The organism is Kribbella sp. NPDC043289 (assembly GCF_056436705.1).
This window is the reverse complement of record NZ_JBWKCB010000002.1, coordinates 432,235-447,462: the sequence shown is the minus strand read 5'-3', so window position 1 is coordinate 447,462 and position 15,228 is coordinate 432,235. Positions and strand designations below refer to the sequence as shown.

The window sequence follows — 15,228 nt, the reverse complement described above, 5'->3', positions numbered from 1 at the left end:
CTCATCGTGTGAGGGGTGAGACGTGGCAGAGCCGGTACCCGTGGTCCGGAAGCTCGAGCATGCGCTGAACGACGACGACTTCGCCTGGTCACTGCTGCTGGTCGGCGAGGACCAGACGGACAAGCTCGCGACGCTGACCGGCGACCTGCGCGGGCCGTTCTCGACGTCCGGCGACGGCAAGCAGATCACGTCCGGCTTCTCCTACTGGGGGATCGGTCCGACGATCGCCTGGGCGAACGCGACGAACGACCCGTTCTACCTGGTGATGAAGGCCGGTGCGGAGTCGTTCCTGCGGCACTGGCGCACGCTCCGGCCGCATGTCGAGAACGGCGGCTTCCACCTGGTCAGCCTCGGAGTCGGCACCGGCGTCAAGGACCGCACGATCCTCAGCGACATGCGCCGGCACAACGCGGACATGTACTACATCCCGGTCGACATGAGCTCGGAGATGCTGCGGATGGGCACGCTGGAGCCCGTCCGCGGCGCCCGGTTCCCGGTGTCCCAGGTGCTGCCGGTGCAGCTGGACTTCTCCATCGCCGACAACATGGACGAGCTGGCCCAGATGCTCGCCCGGCTGGTCGGCGAGGAGCCGATCCTGTTCACGCTGACCGGCAACACGCTGGCGAACTTCGAGAACGACGAAGAACTGCTCCGCACTCTCACCCGGGTGCTCCGGTCGCAGGACCGGCTGTTGCTCGAGGTCGCCAGCACCACCCGGCTGGACCAGGAGGCCGCGGACGCAGCAGCCGACGAGTACCACCAGACGCGGGCGTTCGCCGAGTTCGTCACCAGCGCCCTGCGGTACAACACCGATCTCAAGATCAACCACGAGCTGGTGAAGTTCGTCGGCGAGGTCGAGGACGAGGACGCGCTGCTGGTCAAGATCCTCTGGCAGAACGACACCGACGACGAGATCCGGATGGAGCTGCCGGACCACACCGAGGTGCCGCTGTCGACCGGCGACACGATCCGGCTCTACACCACCCGGAAGTACTCCACCGCGCGGCTGAAGCGGCTCACCGAGGCGTGCAAGCTGACGCCGGTCGAGGCGATCCAGTCCCAGTTCCGGTACACCCGCCGGCCGAACCCGTTCGGCCTGGAGTTGCTGCTGCTCGCACCGGAGACGGCCGGCGAGGCCGCGCACAGCCTCGCCGACGACATCTGGTCCACATGAATCGGCGGACCGTCGTCAGTTGGGTGACGTACGGCCTGCTCGCGGTCGCATTTGTACTCGGCGTGATCTGGTTCCTCTGGCCGGGGAACTCCCGCTGGGAGCCGGCGGTCAACTCGCTGACGCTGGTCGCCGGGCTGACCGGCATCTTCGTCGAGCGGCTCACGGCCGAGGCGGAACGCCGTACCGAGGTACTGCGGGCCGTCGCGGACGAGCTGCAGGAGAACACCCGGCTGCTGAACGACGACCGGTTCTCGCCGGACGCGCCGACCAGCCGGCAGGTGTACCCGCGGCTGGTGGTGTCCGCGGTCGACCTCGCGCTGGTGTCCGGCGTACTCGGGCTGCACAAGGACGCGGACCTGGTCGGGCTGCTGCACCGCTGGCGGGACACCGTGCACCTGTTCAACCGGCGGCTCGACCTGACCGAGATCAGCACGTTCTCGAACACCATCTCGGCGGCCGAACTGGCCGGCTTCCACCGGGCCCTGCACCGCGAGAACAGCTACTTCGCCGCCACCCGCGAGATGCTGCAGAAGCTGCTCGGCCGGATCCCCCAGACATGATCCAGCCTTAACGGCTGGGGCCGTAACCGGGGCAGTTGCTGTCAGTAGTGGCAAATTTTCCCGAGCCGTTGACTTCGTGACGCCGCGAGGGCTTCACTTTCGGACAGGACCGTAAATACGGCACCCCGGAGGCATTCGCATGCGATCAGCCCGCTCGCTCGTCGCGGTGGCACTCGCCGCCGTCCTCGTCAGCACCCTCTCCACGCCCGCCCGCGCAACCCCTGAGCCACCCACCGCCACGGTCACCTCCCTCGGTACGCCGCTGTCCGACGTACTGCTGATCGGAGGCACCGTCGCACCCGGACCGAACGGCAAGACCGCGATCTGGAACGTGTCGAGCGGCAGCCCGGCGTACCTGAACGCCATCGACCCGGCGACCGGCGACAGCCTGCTGTCCACGGCGCTGACCGGCGCCGACGGGAGCTACGCGGTCGCCGCCGCGCCGGACGGCACCATCTATGCCGGCACCTACAACAACGGCCACCTGTACCGGCTCAAGCCGGGCGCGACCACCGCGGAGGACCTCGGCCGGCCGCTCGCCGCCGAGTCGTTCATCCTGCGGATCACCGTCGACGAGCAGGGCAACGTGTACGGCGGCACGTACCCGCACGGCCGCGTGTTCCGGTACGACCACCAGACCGGCGCGGTCCGCGACTACGGCACGGTCAAGGCCGGCCAGGGCTACGTGAAGAGCATCGACTACGCCAACGGAAAGCTGTACACCGGCACCGAGCCGGACGCATACTTCCAGGAGATCGACGTCGCCACGGGCGCGGTCACCGAGATCCCGGCCCCGCCGACGATGGGCGACCCGAAGGACAAGGTCGTCTACGACCTGAACGTCCGCGGCGGCCGCGTGTACACCCGGGTCAGCACGGCGTTCCCGGGCCCGATGTACGTCTGGGACATCGCGTCCCGGACCTGGGTCGACGAGATCCCGAACGAGCACGGTCTGGACATCTCCCCGCTCGGCGCCGACGGGTCGCTGTACATGATCCAGGCGAGCGAGCTGAAGAAGTACGACCCGGCGACCAAGACGCTGACCGGCACCGGCCTGACCTTCACCGGCCGGATCCAGAACGCCCGCTCGATCGGGTACGCCGACCTGAACCTGCCCGACTACCCCGGGACCAGCGTGGTCGGCACGCTGTGGCGCGGCGAGGAGTTCCGGTACAACCCGCAGACCGGCAAGTCGGAGATCTTCCAGACCAAGGTCCGCCGGGAGCCGATCGAGATCCTGTCGGTGGCCGGGGGCAAGGACAACATCTACGCCGGCGGCTTCCTGAACGGCGGCGTGTCGGTCGTCAACCCGACCACCGGCGAGACGAAGTTCAACCGGTTCTCGCAGGTAGAGGCCTTGATGGAGGCCTCGAACGGCACCGTCTACGTCGGCGCCTACCCGGAGGCCCGCCTGTACTCGTACGCCCCGACCCAGCCCTGGAGCAGCCCGGAGTACTCCCCCGGCCCGCCCGGTACGCCGGACAACCCGAAGCAGCTGCTGAACCTGAAACCCGACCTGTTGCAGACCCGCGCGCGGGCGCTGACCGAGGTGAACGGCAAGATCGCGGTCGGAACCGTCCCCGACGGCGACCGGCTCGGCGGCGCACTGGTGATCTACGACCCGACGACGAACACCGCGGAGAAGTACCGGAACGTGGTCCAGGACGAGTCCGTCTTCGGCCTCACCAGCCACTGCGGCATCGTGTACGGCGGAACGTCGATCGCCGGTGGTCTGACCACCACGCCCCCGACCCGCACAGCGGGCACAGTGTTCGCGTGGGACGTGGCCAAGAAGAAGAAGCTGTGGGAATCCGTGCCGGTGCCCGGCGCGGCCACCGTCTCGTCGGTCACGATCGGACCGGACGGGCTGCTGTGGGGTGTGGCCGGCAAGACCGTCTTCGCCGTCGCCCCGGACAGCGGCAAGTTGAAGAAGTCCTTCACGCTCGGGACGACGACCTCCAGCGGCGACATCGTCGCCACCTCGGAGGCCGTCTACGTGAGCATCGACCTGAACAAGATCTTCCGGATCGCGCCGGGGAGCAAGGCCACTCCGACGCTGTTCGTCGAGCACGCGCACCGGCGGCTCGGCGTCCGGGGAGATCACCAACTGCTGATGACGAGCGGCTCTCAGCTGTTCCGAGTTGATATCAGCCGTTGACAGCCGAAATTCATCCCGGCTACTTTCGGCCCTGACCGTTATTCGGTTTACCTACTTCCGGCCCTGACTTCCGGACACCCAGGGGGTGCGATGAAAACCACCGTCCGCCGCATCGCGGCACCACTCACGGCACTCGTTCTCGCCGCCGCGCTCAGCTCCTGCGGCGGTGGCGACTCGGGCTCGTCGGACTCGAAGAAGAGCGTCACGCTCTGGATGTACCCGGTGATCGCCGACCAGGCGGCCAGCGACGCCTACTGGAAGAAGGTCGAGACCGACTTCGAGGCGGCGAACTCCGGGATCGACCTGAAGGTCGAGGCGCAGCCGTGGGCGAACCGTGAGGAGAAGGTCGCGGCCGCGTTCTCGGGCAAGAAGGGCCCGGACGTGCTGCTGATGATCCCGGACCAGATCCCGCAGTACGTGAACAGCGGCTCGCTGGAGCCGGTCGACGACGTGGTCGCCCCGGACAAGGACAAGTTCCTGCCGGCCGCGATCCCGGGCCTGACCGTCGACGGCAAGGTGTACGGCGTACCGATCTATCACACCGTCACGACCACGATGTACAACAAGACGGTCCTGACCAAGGCCGGGATCGCCAAGCCGCCGGAGACCTGGGACGAGATCAAGGCCGCGGCACCGAAGCTCAAGGCCGCCGGGTTCTCCACGCTGGACTACTCGGCCTCGCCGGAGGCGACGCTGAACCTGAACTTCTACCCGCTGCTCTGGCAGGCCGGCGGCAAGGTGTTCGCCGACGACGGCAAGAGCGTCACGTTCAACCAGGCCCCGGGCCTGGAGGCGCTGACCTTCCTGAAGAGCCTGTGGGACGAGGGTGCGATCCCGAAGACCGCGCTCACCGCGGGCAACGTGGTCGCGGACTCGCCGTTCGGCAAGGGCCAGGTCGCGATGGCGATGACCAGCGTGCCGGCCGACGCCGCCACGGTGGCCAAGACCTGGGGCGCGGCGAACGTCGAGATCGGTACGCCGCTGACCGGCGAGAAGCAGGTCGGGTACGGCATCCCGGGTGGCCTGGTTCTGAACGCGGCCTCCGCGAACACCGACGAGGCGAAGAAGTTCCTGTCGTTCATGACCCAGCCGGCCCAGCTCGACGCGCTCAGCAAGGCGTCCGGCTTCTACTCGCCGCGCAGCGACGCCAAGTCCGAGTCGACGGACCCGACCGCGGCGAAGTTCCACGACGCCCTGCAGTACGCCGTACCGGGTGAGGCGAACGCGTCGGCGCGGCAGATCATGTCGCTGCTGAGCACCGAGATCCAGGCTGTGCTGACCGGCAAGAAGCAGCCGCAGCAGGCCCTGGACGACGCCGCCAAGCAGGCCAACGACCTGCTCTCGAGGCAGCGTTGACCGAAGCACGGCAGCCGGACACGGCGGCGGGCCGGGCGGGCCCCGCCGCCCTCTCGGCCCACCGGCCGGGTCGGCTTCGCCTCTTCTCCCGCGCCGCGCCGCCCGCAGGGCGGCGCGGCGCCCGCAAACGCCCGTGGGTCGGGTTTCTGTTCGTGTTGCCCATGCTGGTGCTGTTCCTGCTCTTCCGGTTCCTGCCTGCGGTCGGCGCGTTCTTTCTCTCGCTGACCGACTACCGGATCAGCGGCAAGTGGGATTTCGTTGCGCTCGACAACTACACCCGGCTGTTGTCGGACAAGGTGTTCCACGAGGCGCTGCTGGTGACCGTCACCTACACGGTGATCTTCGTACCGCTGACAGTTCTGCTGTCGCTCGGAACCGCCGTACTGCTGCATCAGGTGGTGTGGAAGCGCGGCTTCTTCCGGGGCGTGTTCTTCCTGCCGTACGTGACCAGCATCGTGCTCGCAGCGGTGATCTGGAAGTGGATCTACGACGCGCAGGACGGCCTGCTGAACGCGGTCCTCGGGCTGGTGAACATCGGCCCGATCGACTTCCTCAGCCAGTCGAACACGGTGCTGCCGTCGATCGCGGTGACGTCGGCCTGGAAGGGTTTCGGCTACTCGATGCTGATCCTGCTCGCCGGATTGCAAGCGGTACCGAAGTCGTACCTGGAGGCCGCGATGATCGACGGCGCGGGCACCTGGCAGCGGTTCCGGTACGTGACGTTGCCGCAACTGCGGCCGGTGCTGTTCTTCGTGCTGGTGATCGAGACCATCGGCGCGTTCCAGGTCTTCGACGCGATGTACGTGATGACCGGCGGCGGCCCGGTGCGGTCCAGCTATTCGCTGGTGTACTTCCTGTACGACAGCGGCTTCAAGTACTTCGACTTCGGGTACGCCAGTGCGATCGGTCTGGTGCTGTTCCTGATCGTGCTCGTCGTCTCGCTGGTCCAGCGCCGGCTCGTCGGGAGGGACGACTGATGACTGAGGTACTCGATCGGCCACCGGTCCGGGAGCTGGCGACCACGTCGTCCGCGGGCCGGCGTACCGCTGCTCGCCTGACCCTGCCGACGCTGCTGACACTGACCGCGATCGTGACGATCGTGCCGTTCGCCGCGATGGTGCTGGTCGCGTTCGCCCCGCCGAGCGGGCAGACGTTCCCGGGCGCGCTGAACCCGTCCCACTTCACGCTGGAGAACTTCCAGAAGGTGCTGTCCAGCTCGGACATCCCGCGCTGGACGGTCAACTCGCTGCTCTACTCGCTGGTGTCGGTCGCGTGCGTGCTGCTGTTCGCGTCGATGGCCGGGTACGCGTTTGCCAAGAAGAAGTTCCCCGGCCGCGAGATCATGTTCTGGGCGTTCCTGGCGACCCTGATGGTGCCGTTCCAGGCGACGCTGATCCCGTCGTACATCCTGGTCTCGAAGCTGGACTGGGTGGACAGCTACTGGGGCCTGATCGTGCCGACGCTGGCGAACTCCCAGGCGGTGTTCCTGATGCGGCAGTTCATCATGCAGCTGCCGGACGAGTTGTTCGAGGCGGCCGAGATCGACGGGGCCCCCGAGTGGCGGATCTTCACGATGATCGTGCTGCCGCTGATCCGGCCGGTGCTCGCCACGCTCGGGATCTTCGTGTTCCTGTGGCACTGGAACGACTTCCTCTGGCCGCTCGTGATCGGGCAGTCCGGCCAGATGCAGACGCTCACCGTCGGCCTGGCCACGTTGCAGACCCAGGCGGTGCCGATCAACCAGGTGATGGCCGGCGCGACGATCACCGTCGTACCGAGCCTGCTGGTGTTCGGGCTCCTGCAGCGCTACCTGACCGACAGCATCGCGATGTCGGGCCTCAAGGCCTGACCCACGCCCCCCGTCTTCACCCGGCGCGGACGATGCCGGGTGCTGACGGAGTGCGCTCTACTGACCCCGTCCGGCCGGAGATCCGGACGGGGAGGGGCCTGCGGATGAGCAGCGACGTACCGGCCGCCGGCGTCCGTACGGCTGCCGGCTCGCGGACCGTGCTGATCACGCTCGCGTCCGGCCAGTTCCTGATGGCGCTGGACAGCTCGGTGATGAACGTCTCGATCGCGACCGTGGCCGAGGATCTGGGCACGACCGTGACCGGGATCCAGTCCGCCATCACGCTCTACACCCTGGTGATGGCCTCGCTGATGATCACCGGCGGGAAGATCGGTCAGATCCTCGGCCGGAAGCGGGCGTTCGCGATCGGGTGCGTGATCTACGGCGCCGGCTCGCTGACCACCTCGCTGTCGCCGAACCTGACGGTGCTGATGATCGGCTGGTCGGGACTCGAAGGGATCGGCGCGGCGCTGATCATGCCGGCCATCGTGGCGCTGGTGGCGACCAACTTCGACAAGCCCCAGCGGCCAAAGGCGTACGGCGCGGTCGCAGCGGCGGCCGCGATCGCCGTCGCCCTCGGCCCGCTGATCGGGGGCTTGTTCACGACGTACCTCTCGTGGCGCTGGGTGTTCGCCGGCGAGGTCCTGATCGTCCTCGGCATCCTCGCGATGACCCGCCGGATCTCCGACGTACCCGCCGATCGCTCCACGAAGCTCGACCTGGTCGGTACGGCGCTGTCCGCGCTCGGACTCGCGCTGATCGTCTTCGGAGTGCTGCGCGCGGGTTCCTGGGGCTTCGTCAACCCGAAACCGGGTGCCCCGTCCTGGATCGGCCTGTCGCCGGTCATCTGGCTGATCCTCGGCGGCGGCGCCGTACTGGTCGGCTTCGTGGCCTGGGAGCGTCGCCGGACGAACCGCGGCCAGGCGGTTCTGATCGACCCGGCGATGCTCGCCAACGTGCGGCTCCGGGCCGGGCTTGTCTCGTTCTTCTTCCAGTACCTGCTGCAGGCGGGGCTGTTCTTCGTCGTCCCACTGTTCCTGTCGATCGCTCTCGGCCTGACGGCGATCGACACCGGGCTGCGGCTGTTGCCCCTGTCGCTCGCGTTGTTGGTGGCCGCGATCGGCATCCCGAGATTCCGTCCCCAGGCGTCCCCGCGGCGGGTGGTCAGGATCGGTTTCGGCCTGTTGTTCCTCGGGCTCGTGCTGCTGACGGCGGGTCTCGACATCGGAGTCGGGGCGGACGTCGTCACGGTGCCGCTCCTGCTGGCCGGGCTCGGTATCGGAGCGCTGGCGTCCCAGCTCGGCGCCGTCACCGTCGGCGCGGTCCGCACCGAGGAGAGCGGCGAGGTCGGCGGGCTGCAGAACTCGATCATGTTCCTCGGTGCCTCGATCGGGACCGCCCTGGCCGGGGCGGTCCTGATCTCCTCGCTGACCAGTTCGTTCCTGACCGGGATCAAGGACAATCCGGACGTACCCGCGAGCGTGTCGTCGCAGGCGGAGGTCGAGCTCGCCGGCGGCGTACCGTTCGTCTCCAACGATCAGCTCAGCCAGGCGCTGTCCAAAGCCGGTGTGGATCAGAAGACCGCCGACGCGATCACCGACGAGAACGAGCAAGCCCGGCTGGACGGCCTGCGCGCGTCGCTGGCCGCCCTCGCGCTGATCTCGCTGTTGTCACTGTTCCTCTCGAGCAATCTCCCGACCCGGCAGCCCACCACCACCGCCGCTCAGGCCGATCCGAAGACCTAGTGTCCCGCTAACGGGACCACTAGTGTCCTGAGTCGCTAGCGGTCGCGGGCCTCGAGCATCTTTCGCATCTCGTCGCCGTGCACGGTGAGGGCCCAGATCACCAGGATGTCGACGGCGATCAGGATCGTCGACCAGATCGGGTACGCCGCGAGGAACGCCGCGTTCACCACGATGCTGAGCACCGCCAGGACGACGCCGACCACCCGGCCCCACAACTTGCCGTTGAGCAGCGCGATCCCGGACACCACGACGACGAGTCCGAGGACCAGGTGGATCAGCCCCCAGGAGTCGTAGTTGAGCTCGATCGCCAGCTTGGCGGTGCGGACCAGGAAGTAGTCGTCGTGGAAGATCGCGATGAACCCCTGGAACGCGTGCAGGATCCCGAGCACGATCATCATCACGCCGGCGAAGAGGATCCAGCCGACCCAGCGGCTCGGCCACTGCGGGACCTCGACCTCGCCCGGGCGCCGGTGCGACCCGGGAATGTGGGCGTCTGACATCGTGCCTCCTCGCTTCGTCCGATCTAGGGCGTGACCTCGTTCTTCGCGGCGGCGGTGCGGTACTCGTTGACCGGGTGGTACCGGTCGTAGAGCGTGGTCAGGATGCTGAACAGGAAGACGAAGAAGAGCGTGTCGCGCAGCGACAGGCCGTTACCCCGCTGGGTGAGCAGCAGGTCCTCGAGGAGGACGATCACCACGTTCAGCCCGAAGACCACGGCGAACGAGATCGCGGCCGAGTCCCACCCGTAGCCGCGCCGGGCGGCCCAGAGACCGATCGCGGAGTTGATCACGACGAAGAACGCGATTCCGAGGAAGAGCTGGAAGTCGCTGACCTCGACGCCCGGCAGCACCCGCCCGTAGATCACGCTGATGATCCCGATCAGGAAGATCTTCTCGACGGCTCCCCAGCCGAAGACCTTGCCGTGCGCGGCGCGGAACGCGGCCCGCTCCTTCGCCTCGTCGATCTCGGTCGGCAGCGGATCGGCTTCCAGCCGCAGCGGCCAGTCCGGCGGGCGCAGCCGCGGCCGGACCACGAACCACAGCACGGCGGCGAGGGCGAGCAGCCCGATCACCACGGTGGGTCCGAACCACGGCACGTCACGGACGGTGTCGGTGAAATCCAGCTCGGCGACGTGGATCCAGTACTCCTGCGGCAGCTTGATGAAGATCCAGATCCCGCCGGCCACCAGGACCCAGAACTTCAGGCCGTAGCGCAGCGGGTTCCGACGGGCGCGGATCCCTTCGTAGCCGATGAAGAAGTACTCGAAGGTGTTCGGGAAGATCAGCAGCAGCGCCCGGACGCCGGTGAGCTCGAAGAGCAGGACGCCGATCTGGCGGTAGAAGAACAGGAACCGGCTGACCTTGACCGCGTGCAGGTTCGACCAGTTCCGCAGGCTCGCCAGGTAGGCGACGGACAGGTAGAACACGTCCATCGCCTTGTCGTAGCTCTGGTAGAACGGCGGGTCGTACCCGAAGAACTGGAAGATCGACTGATCAGCGGCGTCCAGCACCAGCGAGGCCAGGATGGCCGGCAGCGGCCAGCGCGGGATCAGCAGCGGCACGGCGAACCGCAGGAAGACGACAGTCCAGAAGACAACCTCGGCCATCCGCACGCCTCCAGCCGACGGTCAGCCGTGTGCACGCCGCGCTGGCGCGACAACATCCGTCACCAAGAGGTTACGACGTACACCCTCCGTAATGCGTCATCTTGACCCGATGAGATTTCCGAACGCCTCGATCGAGCGCAGTACGTCGCTCTGCGGCATGCCCGGCGGCTGGATCCGCAGGATGATGCCGTCGGCCCCCATCTCCTCGTAGTGCGCCAGCCGCTCGGCGCACTCGGCCGGCGAACCGATCACGCTGCGGTCGGCGATCTCGTCCCAGCCCTGGGTGTAGCGGCTCGCGTCCGTGGAGGTCCGTTTCCAGCCCGTGTAGGCGTCGTACAGGTCGCGCAGCGGCTCCTCGAGCGCCTGCCGGGCGTCCTGCGAGGTGGCCCCGCAGAATCCCTCGCGGCAGAGGATCACCTCCGCGCCGAGGGTGCCCTCGCCGCGCGGGTAGGACAGGTACTCGGCGATCTTGCCGGGCAGGTCGGAGTCCAGCTCGTTGAAGGACGTGGTCCAGCCGTCGCACATCCGGGCGGTCCGTTCCAGGACGGCGGACACGCGGCCGCCGTTCCACAGCCGTGGGCGCGGGTTCTGCAGCGGGCGCGGCGACAGGTACGCCTCGCTGATGCTGGTGAACTTGCCGTCGTAGCTGACCTCGTCCTCGGTCCACAACCGGGTGACGATCTCCAGGCATTCCTCGAACCGCGCGACCCGCTCGGGCTGCGTCACGCCGTACAGCGCGAACTCCTCGGGGCGGTAGCCGAGCACGAACCCCGCGGTGACCCGGCCACCCGACAGCACGTCGAGGTGCGCGAGCGTCTCGGCGAGGACGACCGGGTGGTACAGCGGCGCGACGATCCCGGCGGTGGCGAGGCCGATCCGCTCGGTGTGCGCGGCCAGCCAGGTCAGCGAGGTGAGGATCTCGTGGTACCCGGGCCGGTGCAGGTGCCGCTCGCCGAGCACCACCCACTCGAATCCGGCCTGTTCGGCGAGCCGCGCCTGCTCGACCGCGTCCGCAAGCCGCGGCCGCTCGTCGGGGGTGCCGTAGAGGTTCAGATACAGACCCAGCCGCATCGGGGTGCCACCTTCCGTTGACAGAGAGCGCTCGGGGTATTTACGGTCTTGACCGTAAATGCTATCCGCTCAGATTGCGACCCTTGGGAGCCGGAAATGAGTCTTGCAGCAGAACCGGCAGGGTTGCCGGGCGGGGCGGCACCGGTCAGCGACCCGATCAGCCCGATCAGTGCGATCAAGACCCGGGTGGTCAGCGCGGCGTACCGGCGCCCGTTCCAGATCAGCAGCGGCGTGAGCACCGAGCTCGTCAGCCTGGTCGTCGAGGTGCACACCGCCGACGGTGCGATCGGGATCGGCGAGACGTCCCCGATGACGGCGTACACCGGTGAGACGCTGGCCGGTGTCACGGCCGCGATCGAGGAGCACCTCGCGCCGGCGCTGATCGGCCGCGATCCACTCGACCGCACCGGCGCTCACGTGGTGATGGACGGCGTGCTGCGCGGCCAGCAGGTCGCCAAGTCCGGCCTCGACATCGCCCTCTACGACCTGGCCGGCAAGCTCAGCGGCTGGCCGGTGCACGCGCTCCTCGGCGGCTCGGTCCGCGACCGCGTCCAGACCACCTGGGTGGTCGGCCTCGGCACGCTCGACGAGATGGCCGCCGAGGCCGCGGAGTACGCCGATCGTGGGTTCCGGCACCTCAAGGTCAAGGGCGGCCACGACCCGGCGAAGGACCTGGAACTGATCCGGGCCGTCCGCGCCGCGATCCCCGCCGACGCCGAGCTCTGCCTGGACGCCAACGAGGGGTACGACGCGACGACGGCCCTCCCGTACCTCGCGAAGATGACCACGGCCGGTCTGACCCTGCTCGAGCAGCCGCTCCCCCGCTGGGACCTCGCCGGGCTCGTCCGGTTGCGCGAGCGCCTCGACGTCCGGCTGATGGTCGACGAGAGCATGCACTCGCTGCACGACGCGCTGGAGATCGCGCGGCGCGGCGCGGCCGACGTACTGAACATCAAGATCCTCAAGGTCGGCGGGCTGCACCGGGCGCTGCAGATCGCCAATGTGGCCGAGGCCGCGGGACTGGCGGTGAAGGTAGGCTCGATGCCGGAGTTGGGCGTCGCCACGCTGGCCGCCGTACACCTGGCCGCCGCGGTTCCGGGGGCGACCGTCGCGGCGGACCTGGTGGGGCCGCTGATGGTCGACGAGGACCCGCTGGCCCCGACTGTGTTCGCGGACTGCGACGGCTGGATCGACGTACCGAAGTCGCCCGGTCTCGGGCACGAGGTGTGAGGGGTCATGATGCATCCACTCGTTGAACGACTCCGCGGCTCACTGCTCCCCGCGGTCGTCACCCCGATGGACTCCGACGGCGTCGTCGAGTGGGACGCGCTGTCCGCGTACGCCGTGACGCTGGCGAAGCAGTCGATCGGCGGAGTCGCGGTCTGGGCCCACACCGGACGCGGGCTGTACCTGTCCGCGGGCGACCGCTCGAAGGTGCTCGAGACGTGGCGGCAGGCCACCGACCTGCCGATCGTCGCGGGTGTCGGCGTACCGAAGTCCGTGTCGGCACAGACGCTGCAGGAGGCGGCGGACGCGACGGTGGAGATGGCGCGGGCGGCTGCAGCGGGTGGCGCCGACGCCGTCATGGTCTACCCGCTGGCGGCGCTTGGTGAGCTGCCGGACGGGGACGCGCAGGCGGTGGCGTTGCACGAGCGCGTCGCGGCCGAGAGCGGGCTGCCGCTGGTCGGGTTCTACCTGCACGGCGAGGCGGGCGGCTATCCGTACTCACCGTCGTTGATCCGGGAGTTGCTCGCGCTGCCGGCCATGCTCGGCGTGAAGACGGCGACGCTGGACCGGGCGATCGGATGTCAGGACGCGATCTGGGCCGGGCGAGGCAGCGGGAAGCTGCTGATCACCGGCGAGGACCGGATGTACGGGCCGTCGTTCATGTGGGGCGCGGACACCGCCCTCGTCGGCATCGCGTCGGCGCAGGTGGAGCTGTCGGCCGCCGTACTGCGAACTTGGAACGCCGGCGACCACACGGGGTTCTTGACCGCGTCCGACCGGCTGGACCGGTTCGCCGCGGCCACGTTCTACGCGCCGATCGAGGGCTACGTGCAACGGATGCTCTGGGCGGCCGAGTGGGAAGGGCTGGTGCCGGCCGCGGCCGCGTACGACCCGTACGGCCCGCAGCTGCCGCCGGGCGAGCGGGATCTGGTGGTCGCCTGTCTCGAAGAGCTGGCGGCGCACCCTGGGTAGCACGGGCTGTGCGGTGGCGCGCTCCCTCCATCGCTCCACCACACCAGCGCCGTCGCGAACCGCCTCGGGGCTGACGGCAATTGTGGTCTTGACCGAAACTAGGAGAGCGTGACCGGAACGTCAAGATCTCGGAGATCCCTGCGCTATTCTGCGAGTTGAGGGCCAGACCAGAAGTTGTCGGAGGACCACGTGAGGATCTGCTCGGCTGCTGGGAGACACCCCCGAAGCGCGGTGGACTGATGGCGCTCGCGGTCGGTGTGGTCGGTCCCGAGGACCTGGTGCAGCGCGTCACCGCGGTCGGCGCCCCGAGCGGGACCACGCTCGTCCCGCTCCCGTACCGGCACGAGACCGAAGCGGTCGGGCTCGTCGAGCAGGCGCACCGGGAAGTCGACGCGTTCCTGTTCACCGGCGTCGTCCCGTACACGATCGCCACCGCGGCCGGCGTGATCGACCGGCCGGCGATGTACGTCTCGTACGACGGGGCGACGCTGCTCCGCGCGCTGGTCGAGCTGCTCCGGCTCGGGCACAACGTCACCCGGTTCTCGATCGACACGCTGCGGCGTTCCGAAGTCCTCGAGACCCTGATCGAGGCGAAGCTGCCGACGGACCAGATCCACGTGCTGCCGTACCGGCCCGGCCTGACGTCGGACGACATCGTCGGCTTCCACCGCGACGCCCGCGAGAAGCACGACACCAAGGTCGCGATCAGCTGCCTCGGATCGGCCTTCCACCTGATCGAGAACGAGATGCCGTCGGTCCGGCTGGCGCCGTCGCGGTACTCGATCCGCTCCACGCTCCAGGCGTTGATCCTGACGACGACCGGCCAGCACGTCGGCGACGCGCAGGTCGCGCTCGGCGTCATCGATCTCCAAGAACCGGACGACGCGCTCGCCGCCGACCTGATCACGCTCGGCGGCAGCCTCGCCGCGCTCCCCGACGGCCGTCATCTCGTCGTCACCACCCGCGGACTGCTGGAACAGGCCACCGAACAGTTCGCCCGGATGCCGCTGCTCGACCACCTCGCGGCGCGACACAGCACGGCGTACGTCGGGTTCGGCGTCGGCCGTACCGCGGCAGAGGCCGAGGCGCTGGCCCGGCGTGCCGTCGGCCGGGCCGCCTCGATCGGGTCCGTCGCTGGCGTGGTGTCGATGTCCGACGACGTCGAGATCGTCATCGAGCCCTCCGGCGACCAGCCGTCCACCGCCCGCGGCACCGAGAGCCTGCCGCTGCTGGCCCGCCGGGTCGGCCTCAATACGCAGACCCTCGCGCGGATGCGCGAACTCACCGCCGCACTCCCCGACGGTCTCACCACGCAGGACGTCGCCGACCATCTCGCCGTACAGCTCCGCACCGCGCGCCGCGTGCTGAAACGCCTGGAACGAGCCGGCCTCGCCGCCCCCACCGGCACCCAACAACACGGCCGCACCGGCCGCCCGCCGACCGTCTACCTGATCCGCCTGTAGTCGCAGTCGTCACGTTTCGCACCGCTGCGGGATCTTCGCTGTATCAG

At 68.6% G+C, this 15,228-nt stretch carries 13 protein-coding genes; 10 read left to right on the top strand and 3 right to left on the bottom strand.

Going from position 1 to position 15,228, the window contains the following annotated elements:
* The first annotated feature begins 22 nt into the window (after positions 1 to 22).
* From AC0662_RS13970 to AC0662_RS13940, 7 genes are all read left to right on the top strand, one after another.
* Complete coding sequence (locus AC0662_RS13970; protein ID WP_452204678.1) at positions 23 to 1,174, top strand: L-histidine N(alpha)-methyltransferase; 1,152 nt, start codon at positions 23 to 25, stop codon at positions 1,172 to 1,174.
* Complete coding sequence (locus AC0662_RS13965) at positions 1,171 to 1,734, top strand: hypothetical protein (RefSeq protein WP_452204679.1); 564 nt, start codon at positions 1,171 to 1,173, stop codon at positions 1,732 to 1,734. Before AC0662_RS13970 ends, AC0662_RS13965 begins: the two co-directional genes overlap by 4 nt.
* Positions 1,735 to 1,873: 139 nt before the next feature.
* The gene (locus AC0662_RS13960; RefSeq protein WP_452204680.1) at positions 1,874 to 3,892 is read left to right on the top strand and encodes a ligand-binding sensor domain-containing protein; all 2,019 of its coding nucleotides are present in this window, start codon (positions 1,874 to 1,876) and stop codon (positions 3,890 to 3,892) included.
* 90 nt (positions 3,893 to 3,982) lie between these two features.
* Positions 3,983 to 5,248: an extracellular solute-binding protein gene (locus tag AC0662_RS13955; RefSeq protein WP_478300763.1), complete on the top strand. Its 1,266-nt coding sequence runs from the start codon at positions 3,983 to 3,985 to the stop codon at positions 5,246 to 5,248.
* A 161-nt stretch (positions 5,249 to 5,409) separates the two neighbouring features.
* On the top strand, positions 5,410 to 6,225 hold the full coding sequence (locus AC0662_RS13950; RefSeq protein ID WP_452199250.1) for a carbohydrate ABC transporter permease: 816 nt from the start codon (positions 5,410 to 5,412) through the stop codon (positions 6,223 to 6,225).
* Positions 6,225 to 7,097: a carbohydrate ABC transporter permease gene (locus tag AC0662_RS13945; protein WP_452198921.1), complete on the top strand. Its 873-nt coding sequence runs from the start codon at positions 6,225 to 6,227 to the stop codon at positions 7,095 to 7,097. Before AC0662_RS13950 ends, AC0662_RS13945 begins: the two co-directional genes overlap by 1 nt.
* Positions 7,098 to 7,201: 104 nt before the next feature.
* Entirely contained in the window at positions 7,202 to 8,842 is a 1,641-nt protein-coding gene (locus AC0662_RS13940) for an MFS transporter (protein WP_452198922.1), read from the top strand.
* A gap of 35 nt (positions 8,843 to 8,877) precedes the next feature.
* Here AC0662_RS13940 and AC0662_RS13935 read toward each other — a convergent pair whose 3' ends face one another.
* The 3 genes from AC0662_RS13935 to AC0662_RS13925 all read right to left on the bottom strand — a co-directional run bounded on the left by AC0662_RS13935 (position 8,878) and on the right by AC0662_RS13925 (position 11,519).
* On the bottom strand, positions 8,878 to 9,342 hold the full coding sequence (locus AC0662_RS13935) for a DUF7144 family membrane protein (RefSeq protein WP_452198924.1): 465 nt from the start codon (positions 9,340 to 9,342) through the stop codon (positions 8,878 to 8,880).
* Between the two features lie 23 nt (positions 9,343 to 9,365).
* Positions 9,366 to 10,448, bottom strand: a complete 1,083-nt coding sequence (locus tag AC0662_RS13930; RefSeq protein WP_478300760.1) for a hypothetical protein — start codon at positions 10,446 to 10,448, stop codon at positions 9,366 to 9,368.
* A 96-nt stretch (positions 10,449 to 10,544) separates the two neighbouring features.
* Positions 10,545 to 11,519, bottom strand: a complete 975-nt coding sequence (locus AC0662_RS13925; protein ID WP_478300758.1) for an LLM class flavin-dependent oxidoreductase — start codon at positions 11,517 to 11,519, stop codon at positions 10,545 to 10,547.
* 96 nt (positions 11,520 to 11,615) lie between these two features.
* On the opposite strand from AC0662_RS13925, the gene AC0662_RS13920 reads away from it, so the two are divergent.
* The 3 genes from AC0662_RS13920 (at position 11,616) to AC0662_RS13910 (ending at position 15,181) form a co-directional block, all read left to right on the top strand.
* Positions 11,616 to 12,749, top strand: a complete 1,134-nt coding sequence (locus tag AC0662_RS13920; RefSeq protein ID WP_478300756.1) for a mandelate racemase/muconate lactonizing enzyme family protein — start codon at positions 11,616 to 11,618, stop codon at positions 12,747 to 12,749.
* 9 nt (positions 12,750 to 12,758) lie between these two features.
* Positions 12,759 to 13,718, top strand: a complete 960-nt coding sequence (locus AC0662_RS13915; RefSeq protein WP_478300754.1) for a dihydrodipicolinate synthase family protein — start codon at positions 12,759 to 12,761, stop codon at positions 13,716 to 13,718.
* Between the two features lie 239 nt (positions 13,719 to 13,957).
* Entirely contained in the window at positions 13,958 to 15,181 is a 1,224-nt protein-coding gene (locus AC0662_RS13910) for a hypothetical protein (RefSeq protein ID WP_478300752.1), read from the top strand.
* The last annotated feature ends 47 nt before the right edge of the window (positions 15,182 to 15,228 follow it).

Bases quoted from the DNA above. Each gene is read 5' to 3' on its own strand.
- AC0662_RS13965 (WP_452204679.1), top strand. From the start codon at position 1,171: ATGAATCGGCGGACCGTCGTCAGTTGGGTGACGTACGGCCTGCTCGCG.
- AC0662_RS13960 (WP_452204680.1), top strand. From the start codon at position 1,874: ATGCGATCAGCCCGCTCGCTCGTCGCGGTGGCACTCGCCGCCGTCCTC.
- AC0662_RS13955 (WP_478300763.1), top strand. From the start codon at position 3,983: ATGAAAACCACCGTCCGCCGCATCGCGGCACCACTCACGGCACTCGTT.
- AC0662_RS13950 (WP_452199250.1), top strand. From the start codon at position 5,410: ATGCTGGTGCTGTTCCTGCTCTTCCGGTTCCTGCCTGCGGTCGGCGCG.
- AC0662_RS13945 (WP_452198921.1), top strand. From the start codon at position 6,225: ATGACTGAGGTACTCGATCGGCCACCGGTCCGGGAGCTGGCGACCACG.
- AC0662_RS13940 (WP_452198922.1), top strand. From the start codon at position 7,202: ATGAGCAGCGACGTACCGGCCGCCGGCGTCCGTACGGCTGCCGGCTCG.
- AC0662_RS13935 (WP_452198924.1), bottom strand. From the start codon at position 9,342: ATGTCAGACGCCCACATTCCCGGGTCGCACCGGCGCCCGGGCGAGGTC.
- AC0662_RS13930 (WP_478300760.1), bottom strand. From the start codon at position 10,448: ATGGCCGAGGTTGTCTTCTGGACTGTCGTCTTCCTGCGGTTCGCCGTG.
- AC0662_RS13925 (WP_478300758.1), bottom strand. From the start codon at position 11,519: ATGCGGCTGGGTCTGTATCTGAACCTCTACGGCACCCCCGACGAGCGG.
- AC0662_RS13920 (WP_478300756.1), top strand. From the start codon at position 11,616: ATGAGTCTTGCAGCAGAACCGGCAGGGTTGCCGGGCGGGGCGGCACCG.
- AC0662_RS13915 (WP_478300754.1), top strand. From the start codon at position 12,759: ATGCATCCACTCGTTGAACGACTCCGCGGCTCACTGCTCCCCGCGGTC.
- AC0662_RS13910 (WP_478300752.1), top strand. From the start codon at position 13,958: ATGGCGCTCGCGGTCGGTGTGGTCGGTCCCGAGGACCTGGTGCAGCGC.